This is a genomic window from Ezakiella sp. (assembly GCF_034180565.1).
Taxonomy (GTDB): Bacteria; Bacillota; Clostridia; order Tissierellales; family Peptoniphilaceae; genus Ezakiella.
The window spans coordinates 1-19474 of the sequence record NZ_JAXFOB010000015.1 but is presented as its reverse complement, the minus strand read 5'-3'; the positions used below and the strand labels follow the sequence as shown (position 1 = coordinate 19474).

General features: G+C 36.6%; 15 protein-coding genes, 1 other RNA gene and 1 pseudogene. 2 read left to right on the top strand and 15 right to left on the bottom strand.

The genetic code is table 11. The features are described 5' to 3' along the window. The 3 genes and pseudogenes from SPI61_RS03480 to SPI61_RS03470 form a co-directional block, all read right to left on the bottom strand. Positions 1-167 (bottom strand): annotated as a pseudogene (locus tag SPI61_RS03480) ((2Fe-2S)-binding protein); the annotation flags it as partial. A gap of 280 nt (positions 168-447) precedes the next feature. Further along, on the bottom strand, positions 448-1116 hold the full coding sequence (locus SPI61_RS03475; protein ID WP_321136731.1) for a hypothetical protein: 669 nt from the start codon (positions 1114-1116) through the stop codon (positions 448-450). Between the two features lie 186 nt (positions 1117-1302). After that, positions 1303-3129 (bottom strand): LTA synthase family protein, encoded by a 1827-nt coding sequence (locus tag SPI61_RS03470; protein ID WP_321136730.1) that lies wholly within the window; start codon positions 3127-3129, stop codon positions 1303-1305. A gap of 187 nt (positions 3130-3316) precedes the next feature. Here SPI61_RS03470 and SPI61_RS03465 point away from each other — a divergent pair, with 187 nt between their 5' ends. Further along, complete coding sequence (locus SPI61_RS03465; RefSeq protein ID WP_321136729.1) at positions 3317-3757, top strand: hypothetical protein; 441 nt, start codon at positions 3317-3319, stop codon at positions 3755-3757. Between the two features lie 2538 nt (positions 3758-6295). Here the strand turns inward: SPI61_RS03465 and SPI61_RS03460 are convergent. From SPI61_RS03460 to secG, 12 genes are all read right to left on the bottom strand, one after another. Continuing rightward, positions 6296-6922, bottom strand: a complete 627-nt coding sequence (locus SPI61_RS03460; protein WP_321136728.1) for a nitroreductase family protein — start codon at positions 6920-6922, stop codon at positions 6296-6298. A 207-nt stretch (positions 6923-7129) separates the two neighbouring features. After that, the gene (locus SPI61_RS03455) at positions 7130-7357 is read right to left on the bottom strand and encodes a type II toxin-antitoxin system RelB/DinJ family antitoxin (RefSeq protein ID WP_321136727.1); all 228 of its coding nucleotides are present in this window, start codon (positions 7355-7357) and stop codon (positions 7130-7132) included. Between the two features lie 1669 nt (positions 7358-9026). Next, complete coding sequence (locus tag SPI61_RS03450) at positions 9027-9197, bottom strand: hypothetical protein (RefSeq protein WP_321136726.1); 171 nt, start codon at positions 9195-9197, stop codon at positions 9027-9029. 4 nt (positions 9198-9201) lie between these two features. Continuing rightward, positions 9202-9909 carry an ADP-ribosyltransferase gene (locus tag SPI61_RS03445; protein WP_321136725.1) on the bottom strand — a complete coding sequence of 236 codons (708 nt, stop codon included), beginning with the start codon at positions 9907-9909 and terminating at the stop codon, positions 9202-9204. A 169-nt stretch (positions 9910-10078) separates the two neighbouring features. Further along, positions 10079-10436: a transfer-messenger RNA gene (gene ssrA / locus SPI61_RS03440) on the bottom strand. 39 nt (positions 10437-10475) lie between these two features. Beyond that, positions 10476-10928, bottom strand: coding sequence for an SsrA-binding protein SmpB (gene smpB, locus SPI61_RS03435; protein ID WP_321136724.1), 453 nt, complete (start codon positions 10926-10928; stop codon positions 10476-10478). Further along, a complete protein-coding gene (rnr, locus tag SPI61_RS03430) occupies positions 10918-13002 on the bottom strand; it encodes a ribonuclease R (RefSeq protein WP_321136723.1) in 2085 nt (694 codons plus the stop codon). The genes smpB and rnr overlap by 11 nt, the downstream gene beginning before the upstream one ends. Positions 13003-13027: 25 nt before the next feature. Continuing rightward, positions 13028-14173: a D-alanine--D-alanine ligase gene (locus tag SPI61_RS03425; RefSeq protein ID WP_321136722.1), complete on the bottom strand. Its 1146-nt coding sequence runs from the start codon at positions 14171-14173 to the stop codon at positions 13028-13030. A 12-nt stretch (positions 14174-14185) separates the two neighbouring features. Further along, the gene (locus SPI61_RS03420) at positions 14186-15703 is read right to left on the bottom strand and encodes a UDP-N-acetylmuramoyl-tripeptide--D-alanyl-D-alanine ligase (RefSeq protein WP_321136721.1); all 1518 of its coding nucleotides are present in this window, start codon (positions 15701-15703) and stop codon (positions 14186-14188) included. An 11-nt stretch (positions 15704-15714) separates the two neighbouring features. Continuing rightward, on the bottom strand, positions 15715-16467 hold the full coding sequence (locus SPI61_RS03415) for an alpha/beta hydrolase (RefSeq protein WP_321136720.1): 753 nt from the start codon (positions 16465-16467) through the stop codon (positions 15715-15717). A 72-nt stretch (positions 16468-16539) separates the two neighbouring features. After that, positions 16540-18555 carry a sodium-translocating pyrophosphatase gene (locus SPI61_RS03410; RefSeq protein ID WP_321136719.1) on the bottom strand — a complete coding sequence of 672 codons (2016 nt, stop codon included), beginning with the start codon at positions 18553-18555 and terminating at the stop codon, positions 16540-16542. A gap of 9 nt (positions 18556-18564) precedes the next feature. Next, complete coding sequence (gene secG, locus SPI61_RS03405) at positions 18565-18792, bottom strand: preprotein translocase subunit SecG (protein ID WP_321136718.1); 228 nt, start codon at positions 18790-18792, stop codon at positions 18565-18567. A gap of 390 nt (positions 18793-19182) precedes the next feature. On the opposite strand from secG, the gene SPI61_RS03400 reads away from it, so the two are divergent. Continuing rightward, on the top strand, positions 19183-19389 hold the full coding sequence (locus tag SPI61_RS03400; RefSeq protein ID WP_321136717.1) for a hypothetical protein: 207 nt from the start codon (positions 19183-19185) through the stop codon (positions 19387-19389). Positions 19390-19474: the final 85 nt, after the last annotated feature.

Below are 19474 nucleotides of genomic sequence, written 5' to 3'. Positions count from 1 at the left end.
TAGTAAGTTTCTTCATCTACAACCTTTCCCATAAGGTTTTCTGATACCATATGCTTTACAGTTATATTCTTAACCTTTTCTCCTATTTTGTGACATTTGGGGCAATTTGCTTTTTCTTCCACTGTACCAGTGGTTTTTTGTGTTGAACCTCAGCAAGATTGATTTATCTTATTTTCTTGACTCACTTTATTTCCTCCTATCTAAATAAATATTATTTCTATAGTTAATCAGGATATCTAATACCTCTTTCAATGGATCTACAGGTTGCGGCTCTTTTTAAGTCTTCTTTGTTCATTTCTTTTTCTACCAATAAGTGCCATAATGGATATAAGAGATTACTATATTATTATCACTTATCCGTTTTATTGTTAAGATATATTATATCATAAATAGGCTAATAAATCAATTATCCTATTTTTTGCAAACAAAAAAAGCGGTCCCCCGCTTTTAAAAATTTGCTTTATTCGCTTCTCCCAAGTCGTAAATCCACGTCTCAAAAACATCTTTGACTCCGCTCGAAAAAATATTTTTCAATCGCATCGCACATTTGTCAACATCGTCCGCTTCAAAAAATATCGTATCATAATCACAAAACATCTTCTCCGCCACTGTGCGAAAAAAATCTCCGGCAATTTCTAAATTATCTGAATAAACATACGCAATTTCGTTATTCTCAATAAATGTAAAACTCATTCCGCCCTCTCGGCTAAAATAAATTTTCTCAGGCAAAATCTCCTTGAACTCATTAAAGCTTACACTCACAGGATTTATAGCTTCATGAGAATTCCTATAATAATCAAAATAAATTTTCGAAAAATTCTCATAAATCTCATCCTCTGAATTCGCCTCACAAATTTCAATCGTTCGATTCTCATGCGAAATCAAATCATCCTTCGTGACCTCAAGAGAATAACACGATCTCATCTTTTTAAACCCCCACGTCTTTGCAATATCTCGTTTTAAAGTATCGCTCGAGTCAACCATAAATTGAAGCGGCACACCTTTTGAATTATAAATCTCCAATAACGGATCTGTTTTTTTATCCTTCAGATCTTCATATTCAAAATCTACATAAACATTTCTGTTGTGAAACGCATTTTTCCATGTTCTAATCATAATACCTCAACATAATGAAAAATAGTTATTAAACAATTCTACTTAAAAATTTGCTCTTAATATTTTATATTTCAAGCTCTTTCTTCAAATCTTCGATGTTGTCATAGGCTTTAATATCTCTGTCCAAAACCACTCTTCTCCCCTCTTCTATAGCTTTTACGATTTCGCTGGTTGGTTTGTTCAATTTTATTTTTTATTCGCAACTTCGTCATACGAAAACTGGCTGAGTCTGTAATATTGCATCATATAATGAAAGAGCTTATCTTTCTTGGTTTTTTCGCTCGGGTCGGCTGTGAGTTTTCCGTTTTCCGAAATATATGACGACGCATCCACCGGATATTCCTTGCGTCTTTCGCTCAAATACTGAATATACGGCGTTTTATATCCCATCTTTTCGAGCGCATAAGAAAACAAATAATAATTACTCATCGTCGGAATTTCTCCGACCATATCGTCTCCGATTTTCTCTTTTGCGGCGGAATTCGCCCAAATGATAAAAGGCGTTGTATAGTGCTTAAGCCATCCTTCCGGCGAATCAAAGCCGATGTCGACGCCCATTGACTCGTAAACCTTGCCTTCTTCGCCGAGCCTTGCCAAATGGTCCCCATAAAAAATCACAACAACCGGCGACTTCTCTTTCTCGAGCTCTTCCGTAAAATTGAGAAGCTGATCCGCAGTGTCCTTCACTCCGTATAAATAGTTGTTCGCAATGTTATACTCTTCGTCGGTGCCGGTAAAACTCTTTCTGTCGAGATAATCGCTAATCCCCTTGTCTTCCGGGCTGTACGGCGTGTGATTTTGCATCGTAATCACGGAATTGAAATACCTCTTACCCTTGTCGCGATTTCTGTAATCCTTTAAAACAAGTGGAAAGAGAATCCTGTCCGGAAAATAATCCGCTTCTTTATTTACAAAATATTCATCAAAAAAATTCTCCGAATGTAAAAACTCATCGAAACCCAAAAACTGATTTGTGTTCAAACGATTGTAAAATTTACCGGTGAACGGATGCATCGACTTTGTAGCATAACCCTCATTTTTGAGCATCCAAACAAATGTATTTATATTTTTTATATATGGCGGAAAACTCTCCGCGCCTTGATAAATATACCTCTCCGCTTCAATAGTGCCGCCCCCGTAAGTATAATTTTGAATAAATCCGCTTATACTTTTATCCTGGAGCTTTCGAAGCGAACGATAGACCGAAGGGTCGACTTTCGCGCCCTTCTCCTCCAAATCCGCAAACGACTCGCCCAAAATCAAAAATATATCCGGTTTTTCGTCGTCCGTCGGCATCAACTCCTCGTACGAGTCTAGCTTTTCCATGACCATCGTTTCATCATAAACATCCGGCTTCTTATAGAAAAAATCCTTGTAATGATAAAAGAAAGTGTAGACCATGCCGCGGTCCTTTGCGCGCTCAACCTCGATATACGGGTGAAACATACCGATTCGATTGTTCCAATATGTGTCGCGCACAGTCATAAAATTTGAAAGAGTAAAAAAACCGACGATGCACATAAGAATCGCACCCAAAACTCTCGCAAGCGCCCTCGGTCTGTACTTGTCGAGTTTTAAGAGATAGCGCCCGCATGTAATCAAGATGAGCGGATAAACGAGATAGAGCCATCGAAGCTTAATCGAAATCCCGGACTTCACCATGCCCAAAGTCTCCTTTAAAAGCACGATATCCGTAATCTTGAGATTGTCGTCGCGATAAAAAAGTTTGTTTTGATTTGCGACGCCCATAATAAAAATCATAGCCCCGAGCGACAGAAATGCCCCGCCGACACTTCCGATTCCAAAATACATAATTAGCATCAAAATAAAAACCGGAATAAAATTCATAAAAAGAATCGTCGGCTTTTTGAGCAAAACAAACGGAATCGAAAAATGCACAACCCCGTCAATAAATAAAAAACTCGCAAAAGTTAACACGAGCGATAACATAATAATAAATAAAATATCGCATAAAAAATTCTTGCTGAAATACTTCTTAAAAAACTCCGCCATAACTCTCTCCTACTATAATCTTTGTTTATCATTATATACCTTTTACACGCTTTTATCAAATGATTTACAAAACTGTTTTATTATATAAAGTGAAAAGAATATTGTTTTTAGTTTTAGATTGTAATAACTAAAGCTATACGAAAGAATTAGGCATAAATATATAAATAAAATAGAAGGAGTTAACCGTATGGAATCGCAAAAATTTCTGAAGCACAAGGTCAGTACTAATACTTTAATCAAAATCATCCCGTTTATAGTCTTACTTTTAATTATTATTTCGGATATTATTTTTTATCGAGCAGATGTTATGCTAATGCCATATGTGACTATTTTCTATTCGCTCATAATAGCTTTTTTAAAAAATAACAACCGTAGAACATTAATAATCAGCTATATATTTGTTGCAATCAGCCTGATACTCTTTCTATATTTGAAGCCTAACTACACTGTTAATCAAGCGAAACAAAAACTCAAACAAAACAACTTTAAAAACGTAGAAATAACGCAGCTTGAATATATAAAACGGAAAAATATATTTCTTAAAGGTGCATATGTGTTTCGTACAGAAAATAGAAAATTGATAATTTTCAACAACAATAGTGGTGGATTTTATATAGTTAATGACTAAGATTTGTCGGAATTAATAAAATATTAAATCTATGAAATTTACCAAACTCAACACTCTGTTTGAATCCATTGAGAGTCAGATAATGATTTAAGCATCAACTATTTTTATACACTCATGTATTTTTCAATACTTATCCTTGTTCTAACTTCTATCCCGTTCTAACTTTTATCAGATTTTTGAATAAAATTATGTCTCAATAACATCTATCACCTAATTAATCTTTAATCACTCATTAATCTTTTATCCCCTCTTTAATCTTTTATTCCCTCATTTATCTTTTATTCCCTCATTTATCTTTTATTCCCTCATTTATCTTTTATTCCCTCATTTATCTTTTATCCCCTCATTTATCTTTTATTCCCTCATTTATCTTTTATTCCCTCATTTATCTTTTATCCCCTCATTAATCATCTCTTTTTTTAATAACATCATATACTTACAAACTTTTTCATTTTAATCTATTTCATTTTCAATCAAAACTCTCACAAAAAACATTCTCTCTAAATTTATCCATGTAGTCTATTGTTTGCATGCATGATACAAAACATTTATTACCAAAATCAGCTTATATAATCAATCAATTTTCGTATAATCGTATAATCATATCATTATATTTCAATTCTCTTACATAATATTTTTGTTACTTTTTTTGATAAAAAGATTAGTCTATAAATCATTTTTTCTATAAATTATCTTTCTTAAATCTACACTACTCTCTCTCCAATATAATTTCTCTTAAATCTCTACTGCTCTTTCCGAAATCCTTTTATCAGAAAACAACCCTCTCAAATTATCCATGTAGTCTATAGTTTGCATGAATAATATAAATCATCTTTTCTGGAAATCAGTTCGTATAATCAATCAATTTTCGTATAATCATATCATTATATTTCAATTCTCTTACATAATATTTTTCTTGCTTTTTTTATAAAAAGATTAGTCTATAAATCATTTTTTCTATAAATTATCTTTCTTAAATCTACACTACCATCTCCAATATAATTTCTCTTAAACCTGTACTGCTCTCTCTAAAATCCCTTTATCAGAAACACTCCTCTCAAATTATCCATGTAGTCTATAGTTTGCATGAATAATATAAATCATCTTTTCTGGAAATCAGTTCGTATAATCAACCAATTTTCGTATAATCATATTATTATATTTCAATTCTCTTACATAATATTTTTTTTGCTTTTTTGATAAAAAGATTAGTCTATAAATAATTTTTCTATAAATTATCTTTCTTAAAATCTACACTACTCTCTCCAATATAATTTTTCTTAAATCTGTTCTGCTCTCCCCGATATCCTTTTTTCAGAAAACACCCCTCTTAAATTATCTATGTAGTCTATAGTTTGCATGGATAAGATAAATCATCTTTTCCGGAAATCAATTCGTATTATCATCACACAAAGCAACCCCATATAATCTTTATATTATTCTTTAATACTCACACAAAATTCATTCTCTCTAAAATCATCTTTTTATACCATTATATTCTTAAATTTTTTACATTTAAATGTAGTTAATTTTAAATCATAACTCTCTCAAAATATACTCTCTCAAAAGTTCTTATTGAAAATTATCCATGTAGTTAATAGTTTGCATGCATAATATAAATCATCTTTTCTTGAAATCACCTTATATAATCTTTATATCGTCTTTCAAAACTCTAGCAAAATATATTATCTCATTAATAAGCTCTTTATTATAAAATTATATACTTACAAATTTTTCTTCGTTAAAGCCGTTTAATTTTCAATTACAACTCGTACAAAAACATTCTCTATAAAATTCCTGTCCTAGATTATCCATGTAGCTTATAGTTTGCATGCGTAATATAAAACAATCCTTTAACTAAAATCAGCTTATATAATTAAAACATTATATTTCTAAGCTCTTTAAATAATATTTACTTTAGGTTTTTCTGAAAAAGAATCATATTATTCTCAAATTTTTTTCTAACTATGTATAATTCTCTGTGAATCACCTTTAAGAAGGTTATTTTCTCTAATTATCCATGTAGTCTATAGTTTTCATACGTGATATAAAACATATTTTTCTAAAATCAACTAACATAATCAATAAATTTCCATATAATAATCACCCTTCTTTTAATAACATTATATCTTTGCAAATTTTTCTCCTTTCAATCTATTTAATTTTCAATCAAAACTCTCACAAAACACATTCTCACTAAAATATCTCTCCCAAATTTCCCATGTAGTCTATAGTTTTCGCACATATCTAAATTCTATTAAATCAAATATTTTCAATACTTGAAAATTTATTTTTTCAATAAGTCTCTAATCTAATTCTCAATAAATTCTAATTTCATCCCGTTTTAACTCGAGCGTTTCTCTAAATAAACTCCGGATTTAACATTAAACAATCGATACTCGGACAGCATATGCGAACACAAAAAGCGAAAGATTTCTCCTTCGCTTTTCTTTAAATATTCAAAAATTTTTCCGAAAACTCTCAATTAATTTTCGCAATATGTTTAGTTTCTACAATTCCACATCGCAAATCTAAATCTTAAACAAATTTCGAAATGTCTTTCACATCAAGTCTGACGGATTCGTGGTACACATAGTCTGCTTTGCCGATTGCGATAATCATGACCGGCGCATATCTTTCCGGGTCGAGTCCAAATTTTTCCGCGATTATATCTTCCTCGAAACCGCCTATCACATTTGTATCGTAGCCGTGCGCCCTTGCGACAAATTGTAGTTGCATCGCCATCAAACTCGAGTCAATTTTCACAACGTCGTTCATCTTTTGTCTCGAAAAACTCTTGTACGCCGGCAGGAAAAACCCCATCGCGCGTTCTTTGATCTCTTGCGGCATAACCCCACGTCTCACCGCTTCGGAATAAATCTCGTCGGCTTTTTCGTAGCACTTCATATCGCCGAAAATGAGTATCATAGCCGAAGAAGTGTCATTTTGCCTGGTGTTAAATTTTACAAGCGGACGCAGCTTTTCCTTTCCCTCGTCCGACTCCACAACCACAAACCTCCACGGTTGCAAATTTACCGAAGACGGCGCCTGTGTTGCTTCCTGCAAAATCTCAATCATTTCCTCTCTTGGAATCTTATAACTCGCATCAAATGACTTGATTGAATGTCTGTTAAATACAATATCTTGAAAATCGTTATTTCTCATAAATCCTCCATTTTATATATATACAAAATAGCCAAGCTCTAAAACCTATTCGAATAAATAAATCTTATTTATCTATTACCCATAATCCCTTCGCATTCCTCATCACATAGTTTAAATAAAAAAGAACGCCCTCAAGGCGCACTATTATTTCATATTCTCTTTATCCGGCATAGAATCATAAATAACATTCATAGGAAGCAACAAAATTCATTTTGACAATTCCTCAAAAGCCATATCATATTTGTCCATAATCCTATCCGATACACTATCAAGCTCATTAAGAGTTAAATCGAGCGGCAACGAGTTATTCCTTATTGACTGCTTAACAAACATATTGAAAGCCACAGAAATATTTAACCCTAACTTGTTGAGTAAATCCTGAAACATCTCCTTATCTTTCTTATCTAGCGATATCGTTAAATTTGTCTTTTCCATCTTTTCTCACTTCCTTTATGCGCATTGTACACCTATTACACATAAATTACAAGCGAGCTAATTAAGCACCACAGTCATATATAGCTTTTTCACAACAATAATAAGCTTTACGAGATAATCATAAATAAAAAAGTAAACCCCTGTTAAATACCTTTCGCCTTTAAATGAATTCACCTCATTAAAACCTACCTACTTGTCGGGAATTTTACACATAATAAAAGGAGCTAATCTTGGAATATCGAAAGCCCCTTTGTCTGTATAAAACAATTTATCAAGGTTATTATTAAACCTTTTGTACGCCATAAAACAACAACCTACACATTTGTTACCAATCTATGAACTGTATGTCGTTAAAAGTTTCTTTTAGCGTTTTACCGTATAAAAACTTGGCATTTAAAAGCTCTTCATCAGAATTAAATGTCCTGATAATTTCGCCCCCATGATCATCGCGAAGTGCTAAACATGGATCTTCTAGATTAATAAAATACAATTTATCTTTATAAGCGAAAAAAATATGCCCTGATATTTTAATATCTTCTAATAAATCATCATAACTGCCTTAATCAACAAAATATTCATTGTCTTTTAATTCTCTCATCATATTTTCTCCTTTCATACATAAACAGGTTTCTATAGTTTTTATGAAATGTTTTTTTAAAATCCTTCAACCCACATTGTACCACCAATAATCTCAACAATCAAACTTTACATTCACCATAAAAACCTTGTATATTTAGTTTTAATTTAGACACAAGCTTATCATAATTGTAATTGTCTCAATAAAATGCTATAATAAACAAAACGACCTTTCAAAGTGAAAGGTGGAATTTCCAAATGTCTAACTATGAAACAGCGATGTTAATAATATCTCTGATCTCATTAATAATAAGCATAAATAAAAAAGACCGAAATAATAAATAGTCTTTAAAATAAATATAGCCAAGCAAAGTTTTTAAAATCTGTGGCAAACATCCAAATTTGTGTCAAATTGAAAGCTTTGAAGCATAGAGGAGTTTTTGATAAACGCTTGACACTACTCAATCTTTATGCTATAATCTAATCATAGACATTGGATAATAATTCCACTGATTTAAAAAGTCCTAATTGGAAAGGCAAATACCGGAAAATTAAATCTTAATTATGGAGGTACTAAAAAAACTCATGCAAATCAAAGCGTGAGTTTTTTTAGTGCTTGAATGAAAATAATAACACTCTCAGTACATACTCTACACTATAAAACTCAAATTTAAATCGTCGTTTGCCTCTTGCCGTACTCATACATCACCTTTTCAATCGCCTCATCTTATAAACATAATCCTTTTAAAAATTCCCTTGTAATAAAAACACTTCCTTACACATTTTTACGAGTTCTGTCTCGAGATTATATTTAAAAAGCAGCTATCGACAAAACGTCGACAACTGCTTAATAAAACTTATTTGTTTTACACGATTAAATCTAGCTATATAGCCGTTTCTCGTTGTTTTTCGCACGATTGACTCACGATTAACTTTATAAACCAATCTTTAAGTGTACTTTTCTGCAAACGATTCGCACCATTTAACTAAAATTTCAAACAACTTATAAGTGCCCAAAGCTAATATTACTGTTTGAATCAATTCTTTAATCATTTCATTATCCCTCAAATAAAAAAGCACATCTAAAATTTATTTAGTGCGCTTCTTTTTCCCTTTGTTCTCTTCTTTTTTTCATAAATTCGGAAAACTTTCTTCTGTTCTCCTCTCCTCGCTTTTTTTCCTCAGGTGTTAACTCATGATAACTTTCCGAGTCTATCCTGGCTCTATAATTTTCATACTTTTCTTTACTAGATAGTTTTCCCATAAAATCACCTCATTAGTATATATATATCCAATCCATTGTTGGCTATTTTCTTCAATTCAATATCTGTATTAAATAAGAACTCTCTCTGTTTTTTATAATCCGCATGTGCTAACATCTCTACATAAGCTCCGCTAGTTCCTTCAGGGACAATAATGGCAGCATTTGGCTTGCCTCTAAGCACACCTTTTTTAGTTACTGATGTGCTTAAAAACTTTTTAACTCTACCTTCCAAATTGCTTGGATCAATATCATTTCTATATACAATTATATCATGTTTTAAAGTACTCTTCAATAATCCATCAGCAATATTAGAAGCATTATTTAACAGCATAATCTCCTCTTCTTTATCAACTGGTATATATCTACCTTCTAGATACCCATTTATCTTTTCAAATAATCTTTTACCGTCCGGATCTACGCCATTATATGTGTATTTATTAATTGATTTTATTTCATCATCAGTTAAATCATTAATCCATAACTTTGAGTCATTCCTTAATGTGTTTACAACCTTAGATATTTCTAACGGATCATAACCGTTAAGCCTTGCAATTTCTTCAACACTCTTGTTATAAACCGTTTCCGTCACATATTCAACATAACACCTGCAATTAATATCTTCAGACGGAACACCGGTATCTTTCGGATATAAACACCTTGCACCGGACGGCAACACAAATTCCTCATTATACGATACTTTTACCCCTTCCATTGCTGTATGTGTGTTGGCATATAATGAGTTGTCTGCAACGGGTCACTTGTACGCAATTATCTGCTAACGGTCCGACAACTTGTTCCATAAATTTATAATCACACAAAATACATAACTCCCACCATTTTCTGCAAAAAAATAAGAGCAGCGTCAACTGCTCTTTTTGTTTTGGTGGAGATGAGGAGAGTCGAACTCCTGTCCAAAAAAACTATGCATCAAGCATCTCCGAGTGCAGATGTTTTTAAAGTTTCCTTCAAATTTCTAAAACATCAAACTCCGTCCGAAGTAGCTTTTGTTAATTTATATGGCTAAAAGCGTCACCAAATAAATCAGCTCGTAAGTTGTTAAGGTCTCTGCCTCCACACGAGAGATAGGATTCGAGACGCGCCGCTTTTAACTAAGCAGCAAATGCAAAATTATTATTTTCTTCTGCGTTTAAATTTAGTTGCTCTTTTTTAACGTAGTTTCGCGAACTACGACTCGCTTCTTGATACATCCGTATTCCTGTCGAAACCAAATACATCCCCTCGCACCTTTATTATAGCACATTTCTCCGTTTTTTTCAATCAGTATTTCATGCGGTCGAGCGCTCTTTTCACATCTCTTTCCTTTTTGGATTCGCGCTTGTCGTAGAGTTTTTTCCCTTGCGCAAGTGCAATTTCCATCTTTATGAGGCGCCCTTTCGTGTACATCGAAATCGGAATGAGCGTGAGCCCCTTCTCTTTTACCTCCGACGTTATTCGTATAATTTCCCTTTTGTTTAAAAGAAGTTTTCTGTCGCGAATCGGGTCGCTGTTAAAAAGGTTTCCCTCTTTGTATGGCGACACGTGCATGCCGACGACGAAAATTTCACCGTTTCGAACCATGCAGTACGCCTCTTTAAGGTTCGCCTTGCCCGCGCGAATGCTCTTCACTTCGGTTCCGCGAAGCTCTATGCCCGCCTCGTATGTCTTTATAATGAAGTACTCATGGCGCGCCTTTCTGTTTTGTGCAAGAATTTTTTCGTTGTTATCTGCCATCTTCATCCTCCAAAAGCATAAAATCAATTTCACGTCTGTTCATATTCACGTTCACAACTTTGACACGAACCGGTGTGCCGATTTCGTATTTCTTGTTGTTGTGGGTCGTCATTGCGGTCATTTCCTTTTCATCAAATAGATAGTTGTCCATAAATTCCTCGTTGCAAATGAGCCCCTCGACCGTGTTCGGAAGTTTTACAAACATGCCGAATTCGGTTATTCCGCTCACTTTGCCGTCGTAAATTTCATAGACTCGGTCTTTCATATATTCGCATTTTTTAAGGCTGTCCGCTTCTCTTTCGAGGTCGACGATTTGTTTTTCTCGGTTCGACGCTTCCTCCGCCACTTCCTTCGCCTTGTTTCCGAAGTATTTTATATTTCTCTCAGTGAGACGATTGGACATTTTTTGCGAAATGATACGATGAATGAAAAGGTCCGGATATCTTCTTATCGGCGAGGTGAAATGCGAATAGTCGGCGAGTGCAAGCGCAAAGTGTCCGATGCTTTCGTTGCTGTAGTTCGCTTTCATCATCGATCTCAAGACGATATCGTTTATTCTTTCAAACGATTCGTGTTCGCTTAAATCTTCCAAAAGTTTCTGGATGTCTTTTGCCGAAACTTTTTCCGGCACTTTCACGCCGAACGGTCTCAAAAGTGTTCTCATGCCTTCAAGTTTTTCGTCGGTCGGCTCTTCGTGGATTCTATAAATAAACGGCAGCTCCATCTCTCTGTATTTCTTTGAAACGACTCTGTTTGTCGCAATCATCATCTCTTCGATGAGTTCCTCCGCTTCTCTTTGCGGACGCGGAAGAATGTCGACGATTCGGTTCATATCGTCCATAATAAACTTCGCCTCGCTCGACATAAAGCTTATCGTGCCGCGCATTTCGGATTGCGATTTTAAAATATCATAGACTTCTCTTGCGATAAACAAAAATTCTTTCAGTTCATCATTATAGTCCGCATTGTCGCCCGTTTCAAAAAGCTCACTCACGCCGTCGTATGTGAGTCTATAGTCCGAATTTATAATCGCCTTATCAATCGATACCATCCTCGGCTCACCGCCGTTTCTTATTTCCATCTTGACGGACATCGTGTATCTGTCCTCGTTCGGATTTAACGAGCACACGCCGTTTGAGAGCACATGCGGAAGCATCGGAATCGTGAGTCCCGGAAGATAAATACTGAAGTCCCTCTTTTTCGCTTCGACGTCGAGCGGAGAGCCGTCCTTTACATAGTGGCTGACGTCAGCGATATGGACATAAAGAAAATATGACTTTTCCCCCGTCTTTTCGACACTTATCGCGTCGTCGAAGTCCTTTGCATCTTCTCCATCAATCGTGACAGTTAAAATATCTCGATAGTCCACACGATCCGTCGGCAAAATCTTTTCCCTCGAAACGAAGTTCGCATTTTCTATAACGTCCTCCGTAAAATCAATCGGCAAATCATACTCCGACACAAGAGTCTTCAAATCGAGATACTTGTCGTCGTCCGTTCCGATAAACTCAACCACTTCTCCCATATATTTCTTTTTTCTCTTGTCATAATCGAGAAGTCTTACCTTATATTTTCCATCCTTGTACTTTCTGACTTTCGGCGGAGTTTGAAGATGAATAAACGAGTCGAAATCCCCGACCGGCGTGACAATCATTTTTCGATTTTTATTCTTTATATCGCAAACGACATAGCGTTCCTTTCTGTCGGTCACCTTGATGACCCGAGCGACCGTGCGTCCCGGACCTTTGTCCAGCTTTTCAATCAAAACCACGTCGCCTTCAAGCGCGCCGTTTTTGTCCTTGCCCGGAATAAAATACTCCACTCCGTCTTCGGTGTTAACAAAGCCGTAGTTGTAATTTGTTTCGCTGAACACGCCGTAGAGCGGTTTTCTTTGTCCGAGAGTCAAAAAGCCCCTCTCGTCAATGTCCAAAGTGCCCTCTTCGCGCATTTGCCTTAAAATATGTTTGAACTCCTTTTTTTCATATTTCGATATTCGGAGGAAAACTTTAAGATCATCCACCGTAACATTCTTCTTTGTGGACAAAATCTCCTTAATCTTTTCTTTAATTCCCATAAGCCCTCCTTAAAAAAATACGGCTCTATAATTTCGAGCCGTAACCTGTATGATGGAACAAATCCGAATCAAATCTATAATTTGTTTCTTCTTCTTCTTTTTTTGCAGATATTGCAATCTCAATCATGCGATCGAGCAAACTTTTAAATGTATATCCGACATCTTCCCACAAATAAAATGCGTATGAACCCGGAAGCGTGTTGATTTCGTTAACAAACATATTTCCCGCTTCGTCCATCAAAATGTCGATTCTTGCATTTCCGCGAACGTCAAGAACGTTGAACGAATACTTTGCAAGTTCAGTTGCCTTGTAAACGGTGTCTTCATCGCGAATAAAATTGTGTTTGCCGCCAATCAGCTTCGACTTGCCGTCTTCAGACATATATTTTTGTTGATAGCTGAAAACCTCGTCGGCTCCGAGAGGACTTTCCACGCTACTAACCTCTACATCACCATTTCTACCCATAACTGCGACATTTAATTCAGTTGCATTTATTACAGCCTCTTCAAAAATAATTTTTCTGTCGAAACTCGATGCGACCTCAGTTGCTTCGCGTAGCTCTTCCTTTGTCCTTGCAACCTTTATACCGATTGAAGAACCGAGACTTGCCGGCTTTACATAAATCGGGAATTCGAGTTTACTCATGACATAGTCGAGCGTTTCGTTCGGCTCAACCTTAAATCTGTCGCGGAACACCCATGTGTACTTTACAACTGGAATGTTGTGCGACTTGTAAACGTCTTTCATTATAATCTTGTCCATTCCGACGGCGCTTGCCATAACGGAAGGTCCTGTAAACGGAATGCCGTTTGTTTCAAAAATGCCTTGGAGCGCCCCGTCTTCACCGTGTGAACCGTGAACTCCGAAAAGAACACAGTCGATTTCAACAACTTCGTCTTTTTTAAAAAGTCCCTTGTTTTCGATGTAAAGATTGTGGTCGCCGTAGCTCGTGCTGAAATGGCACGGCTTGCTGTCCGGGAATTCGTTGTTTTTAAAATTCTTAAAATCCTTGTAGCAATCGCCCGTAAACATCACGCCCGACTTGTCAATAAAAACAGGAATGACATTGTATTTTTCCTTGTTCAAGTTTTCAACGGCTTGAATCCCCGTAATAACGCTAACCTCATGTTCAACGGCTCTTCCGCCGAAAATAACAACAATATTTTTCATAAAATCTCCTTATCAATATATATCCGTCAAATCATTTTCAAACAAAACCACATCGCCCGGTGCGAGCAAATTCGGGAAAAGCGCTGTCGCTTCCTTCAAACTGTTCACAACAAAAGACTTGTGTGTCTCGATATTTTCATCACGAACGCCGTCTTGAATCGGCTTTGTTATTTCCTCTCCGACCAAAATGCTTATGTCGGTCATCCTTGCAATTTCCTGACCGAGCTTATAATTCTCATCATACATCATATCCCCAAGCTCGACCATGCCCGGCGTCACAATGACTTTCTTGCCGGACTTAAAACTGTTTAAAACATTTAGAGCAGCTCTCGCTCCGTCAGGGTTTGAATTAAATGCGTCGTCGATAACGATAAGCCCCGCCGGATTTTTTATAACATTTAACCTGTGCTCAACTTGCGGCAGCTTTGAAACCGCAGCTTCGATTTGGTCGTTTGAAATATTAAAACGCCTTGCAACCAAAATCGCCATCAAAATATTTATAATATTGTGCTCACCCAAAAGCGGCGTCTTTAAAACGCGAACCTCTTCCGGAAAATGCACTTCAAAACTCGTTCCGTTTTCGTCTGCCGAAAGAATCTTTGCGCTTATAGTCGCATCTTCGCTTTTGACGGAAACTGTGCCCGGTGTGAGATTTCTCTTTGTCATCTCGTTCTTTATATTTTCGTTGTCCACATTCAAAATGAGATAACCGTCTTTCTTCACTGCATCCGCAAGCTCAAACTTCGTCTTTATGATGTTTTCAATACTTCCAAACGTCTCGAGGTGACACGGTCCGATATTTGTGATAACGCCGATGTCCGGCTTCACAAGCTTTGCAAGCTCCTCAATCTCGTTTACATATCTCGCACCCATCTCTGCAATAAAAACGCGCGCAGATTCGTCGAGCTCATTATTTATCACTTTCGAAAGCCCCATCGGAGTGTTAAAACTCTCAGGGCTCGTGTATGTCAGAATATAATCCTTTAAAATATTATATAAAATCATCTTCGTCGAAGTCTTTCCATATGAGCCGGTGATTCCGACGACTGTGAGTCCGTTTTTCTTAAAATTCTTAATCTTCGATTGCGCCTGTTTGTAAAACTTCCTGTGAATCATCGCCTCAATCGGTCTGTTCACATTGAGCGCAAAATATGTGATTGCATTTTGATAGAAAAACATGGCGATTTCCACAAAAATAAGTGCCAACAACAGCAAATAAAAAGTTATGCCGTCCGGTTTTCTTATAAAATAAAACACCACAAAGAGTGCAATAATCAAAAAGTTCAAAAGCATTTGAGTGAATATCAGTCTCTTAACACGCGGAGTGTAAACAAGCGGCTTTTTAAACTCGTCCTTGCTCTTTTTAAATGTGAAAGCGCGGCCCGGATGGTTATTTATCCAATCGCGATATTCCTTTGAAATATATCCGATTTGTTGCGCCATATGAATAAAATAGTTGGAGCGAATGTACATAAGCATAAGTCCCAAAGCGCCCACCAAACACAAAAGTACCAATTCAAGAATTTCCATTTTTACCTCCACTAGGACAAAAAGTCCAAAACAGCCTTTTTAAAATTTATCGAGTCGTCAAGATATGAATAATGCCCGCCGTCAAGAACGACAAGCTTTGAATCTCGAATCTTTTCATTCATAATCTCCGCCATATAAAGAGGCGTGTCGCCGTCTCTCTCGCCCCAAACAAGAAGAGTCGGAACTCCGATGTTTGAAAGAAGTTGTGTCAAATCTTCGTTCACAACCTTAACCAAAATATTTCTCACAATTCCGTCTGCCGCCTTGTAGTCGGAAGAGCCGAAACGCTTGTAAAACTTGTCTATATTTTCCTTGCCAAATAACTTTATGTAAATGGCTTTCATGAGTTTGAAAATCTTCACCTTGAACTTGGTCTTGCTTGTTAGCTCAGGCTTTATGCCCGACGCGTCCACAAGCACCAACCTTTCAATTGACGGATGATTGTGTCCGGCAAGATAGATGCCGCACTTGCCGCCGAAAGAGTGCCCGATATAATAACAATTCGTTATAGAAAGCCTTTCCATAAACTTTGAAATCACATCTGCGAAATCCGCCGTTCCAAAAACCTCTGTCGGAACATCGCTCTCTCCATGAGCCGGCAAATCGAGCGCAACCACATGAAAATCGTGTTTTAAAATATTCACAATCGGCATAACGGTCTTTATATTCGCGCCCCAACCGTGAACGATAAGAACAGTCTTCTTCTCAAGTGAGCCCTCTTCCAAATAATTAAGTTGAAGTCCATCAATGTCAATTTTCATCATAATCACCACTATAAAATAAGAGCCGACAGGGCTGACTGTAAGGAACAATCAGCCTCCGGTCAGCTCCTTATATTAGAACAATAATCCTGAACCGCCGTTGAAGTTTAGGAACAAACTTGCAAATACAAGACTTACGATAGTCATGAGTTTGATAAGAATGTTTAGTGACGGTCCTGAAGTATCTTTGAACGGGTCACCGACAGTGTCTCCTGTAACAGCAGCCTTGTGAGCATTTGAGCCCTTTCCGCCATGAGCGCCGCCTTCGATATATTTCTTTGCGTTGTCCCATGCACCACCTGCGTTACTCATGAAGATAGCCATGAGAACACCGGTTACAAGACCACCGGCTAAAAGACCGCCGAGTGCTTCAGTTCCAAGTAAAATTCCAACGAGAACCGGGCAAAGAACTGCCATAAGTCCCGGAACAATCATTTCTTTTAATGCAGCGCCTGTTGAAATTTCAACACATTTGTCGTATTCAGGTTTTGCTTTTCCTTCCATAATTCCAGGAATTTCCTTGAATTGACGTCTAACTTCTTCAATCATTTGATTTGCAGCCTTTCCTACAGCGTCCATTGTAAGAGCACTGAAGAGGAACGGAAGCATACCACCGATAAAGAGACCGGCAATTGTTGTCGGCTTTGTAAGGTCGATTGAAGACAAACTTACAGCTTGTGTATAGCTTGAGAAAAGTGCGAGAGCTGTCAAAGCAGCACTTCCAATAGCAAATCCTTTACCAACTGCAGCAGTTGTGTTACCTACTGAGTCCAAAGTATCTGTAATTTCTCTAACATTTTCAGGGAGTTCGCACATTTCTGCGATACCGCCTGCGTTGTCAGCGATTGGGCCATATGCGTCAACAGCAATAGTCATACCGCTGTTTGAAAGCATTCCGATAGCTGCAAGTGAAATACCGTAAAGACCGAAAACTGCTTCTTCACTTCCACCTGCAAGGAAATAACTCACAACGATACCGATTGCAATAACAATAATAGGAACAGCTGTACTCATCATACCAACTGAAAGACCGGAAATAATATTTGTTGCAGCTCCTGTTTCGGATTCTTCTGCAATCTTTTGAACCGGCTTGTGACTGTCTGATGTATAAATTTCTGTAATCTTTGCAATAATAAGACCTACAACGAGACCTGAAACAATTGCAATAAACGGCTTTGCACTTCCGTCAAAGAAATATCTTGAAAGGAAGAATGAGCAAACAACTGTGATAATTGAACCTACAAGAGTTCCTGTATTAAGAGCCTTTTGCGGATCATTGTTGCCGCCTCTTACGAAGAAAGTACCGATAATTGATGATAAAATTCCGATTGCTGAAATAACAGCTACAAAATAAATACCCTTATCTCCATAAGCGAGAGCGCCGAGTGTAAATGCAGAAATAATAGCACCTACATAACTTTCGAAAAGGTCAGCTCCCATACCTGCAACGTCTCCGACATTGTCTCCGACGTTGTCGGCGATAACAGCCGGGTTTCTCGGGTCGTCTTCAGGAATACCTGCTTCAACCTTACCTACAAGGTCAGCTCCAACGTCAGCAGCCTTTGTATAAATACCGCCGCCAACTCTTGCGAAAAGCGCAATTGATGAAGCACCGAGACCGAAACCTGTGATAATTTCAGTATCTCCGAAAATCAAATAAGCTCCTGCAACACCAAGAAGTCCAAGACCTACAACGCACATACCCATAACAGTACCGCCTGCAAAAGCTACATTCAAAGCCTTCGGCATACCGCTTTCATGAGCTGCATTTGCAGTTCTTACATTTGCCATAGTAGCAACTCTCATACCGACATAACCGGCAATAATTGAGAAAATAGCTCCGACAATAAAACAAATTGCTGTTGTCCAATTGATAACAAATCCTAAAATTACAAATAATGCTGCAACGAAAAATGCAAGGGATCTGTATTCACGTTTCAAAAATGCCATCGCACCTTCGTGAATATAAGTTGAAATTTCAACCATTCTTGCATTTCCTGCAGATTGCTTTTTAATAAATGATGCTTTGATAAAAGCAAAAACAAGTGCCAAAAGTCCGATAACGACTCCGGCAATTAAAACATTTTCCATTTCTTCCTCCTAGCTTAATGCTGCTAATAATAATGTTGAAACAAAGAATAATACAGCTGCAATAACTGTGATTCTCTTCAAAGTCGCTTCTCTTGATACTGACTTATTTCTTCCCCAAAGTGCTTCAGGAGCAACTCCCATAAGCACACTGCTTTGGTCGCTTCCTTCTTGAATCATCATAAGTCCGATTAATGCTAATGAACTTAAAAAAACGATTACATACAATGCCGTTGTCAAAACAAATCACCTCCGTTCCTAAAATTACCTATCAACTATTTTATCACATATCATCGACAATATCAATAGTTTATATAATAAATTCCACAAAATAACTGCAATTGTAAAAATAAAACTTATTTATAAATTTTATATCCAGAATGTGTTACCTAAAACGTAGCGACGGGTTCTGTGAATCATGGCGCCATATATGCCGTTTATATTACGTACAACCCCACCAACAACGTTGTGTAAATAAAATATGTATCCCACATTTGAATCGTATAAAAGTTATACAACTACAAAGATAATAATTGTGTTTCCACTTCTATATCATGCGTCGCAATGTAATGTTATGATACATCTAAAGTGGACAGTCTAATTAATTAAAAACCCAAAAAAGGAGAAGAAATGTGTAAAATTAAATTTGACTTAGAAACAAAAATTAAAGCTTGTAAAGAATACGAAAAAGGAAAAAAATCATTCGAAGAAATTGGAAAAGAAATAAACGCAGGAAAAACAACAGTAACTGAATGGTATGAAAAATACAGAGAAAAAGGTCTGGATAGTCCCCAAAAAAGTAGACATAAAAAACAAAAAATCTACCTCGATTTATAAGCCTCTTCCTTCTCAGACGGTGAAAGCATATTGTTAGCTGAATGAGGGCGCCTAATATTGTAAAAGCCTTCAATATACTCAAATA

What these genes read in the sequence shown, in the direction of transcription:
- smpB (WP_321136724.1), bottom strand. Translation starts at nt 10,928, where the DNA reads ATGGCAGATAACAACGAAAAAATTCTTGCACAAAACAGAAAGGCGCGC.
- SPI61_RS03425 (WP_321136722.1), bottom strand. Translation starts at nt 14,173, where the DNA reads ATGAAAAATATTGTTGTTATTTTCGGCGGAAGAGCCGTTGAACATGAG.
- SPI61_RS03400 (WP_321136717.1), top strand. Translation starts at nt 19,183, where the DNA reads ATGTGTAAAATTAAATTTGACTTAGAAACAAAAATTAAAGCTTGTAAA.
- SPI61_RS03455 (WP_321136727.1), bottom strand. Translation starts at nt 7,357, where the DNA reads ATGGAAAAGACAAATTTAACGATATCGCTAGATAAGAAAGATAAGGAG.
- SPI61_RS03450 (WP_321136726.1), bottom strand. Translation starts at nt 9,197, where the DNA reads ATGGGAAAACTATCTAGTAAAGAAAAGTATGAAAATTATAGAGCCAGG.
- SPI61_RS03460 (WP_321136728.1), bottom strand. Translation starts at nt 6,922, where the DNA reads ATGAGAAATAACGATTTTCAAGATATTGTATTTAACAGACATTCAATC.
- SPI61_RS03420 (WP_321136721.1), bottom strand. Translation starts at nt 15,703, where the DNA reads ATGGAAATTCTTGAATTGGTACTTTTGTGTTTGGTGGGCGCTTTGGGA.
- rnr (WP_321136723.1), bottom strand. Translation starts at nt 13,002, where the DNA reads ATGGGAATTAAAGAAAAGATTAAGGAGATTTTGTCCACAAAGAAGAAT.
- SPI61_RS03445 (WP_321136725.1), bottom strand. Translation starts at nt 9,909, where the DNA reads ATGGAAGGGGTAAAAGTATCGTATAATGAGGAATTTGTGTTGCCGTCC.
- SPI61_RS03470 (WP_321136730.1), bottom strand. Translation starts at nt 3,129, where the DNA reads ATGGCGGAGTTTTTTAAGAAGTATTTCAGCAAGAATTTTTTATGCGAT.
- SPI61_RS03465 (WP_321136729.1), top strand. Translation starts at nt 3,317, where the DNA reads ATGGAATCGCAAAAATTTCTGAAGCACAAGGTCAGTACTAATACTTTA.
- SPI61_RS03415 (WP_321136720.1), bottom strand. Translation starts at nt 16,467, where the DNA reads ATGATGAAAATTGACATTGATGGACTTCAACTTAATTATTTGGAAGAG.
- SPI61_RS03410 (WP_321136719.1), bottom strand. Translation starts at nt 18,555, where the DNA reads ATGGAAAATGTTTTAATTGCCGGAGTCGTTATCGGACTTTTGGCACTT.
- SPI61_RS03475 (WP_321136731.1), bottom strand. Translation starts at nt 1,116, where the DNA reads ATGATTAGAACATGGAAAAATGCGTTTCACAACAGAAATGTTTATGTA.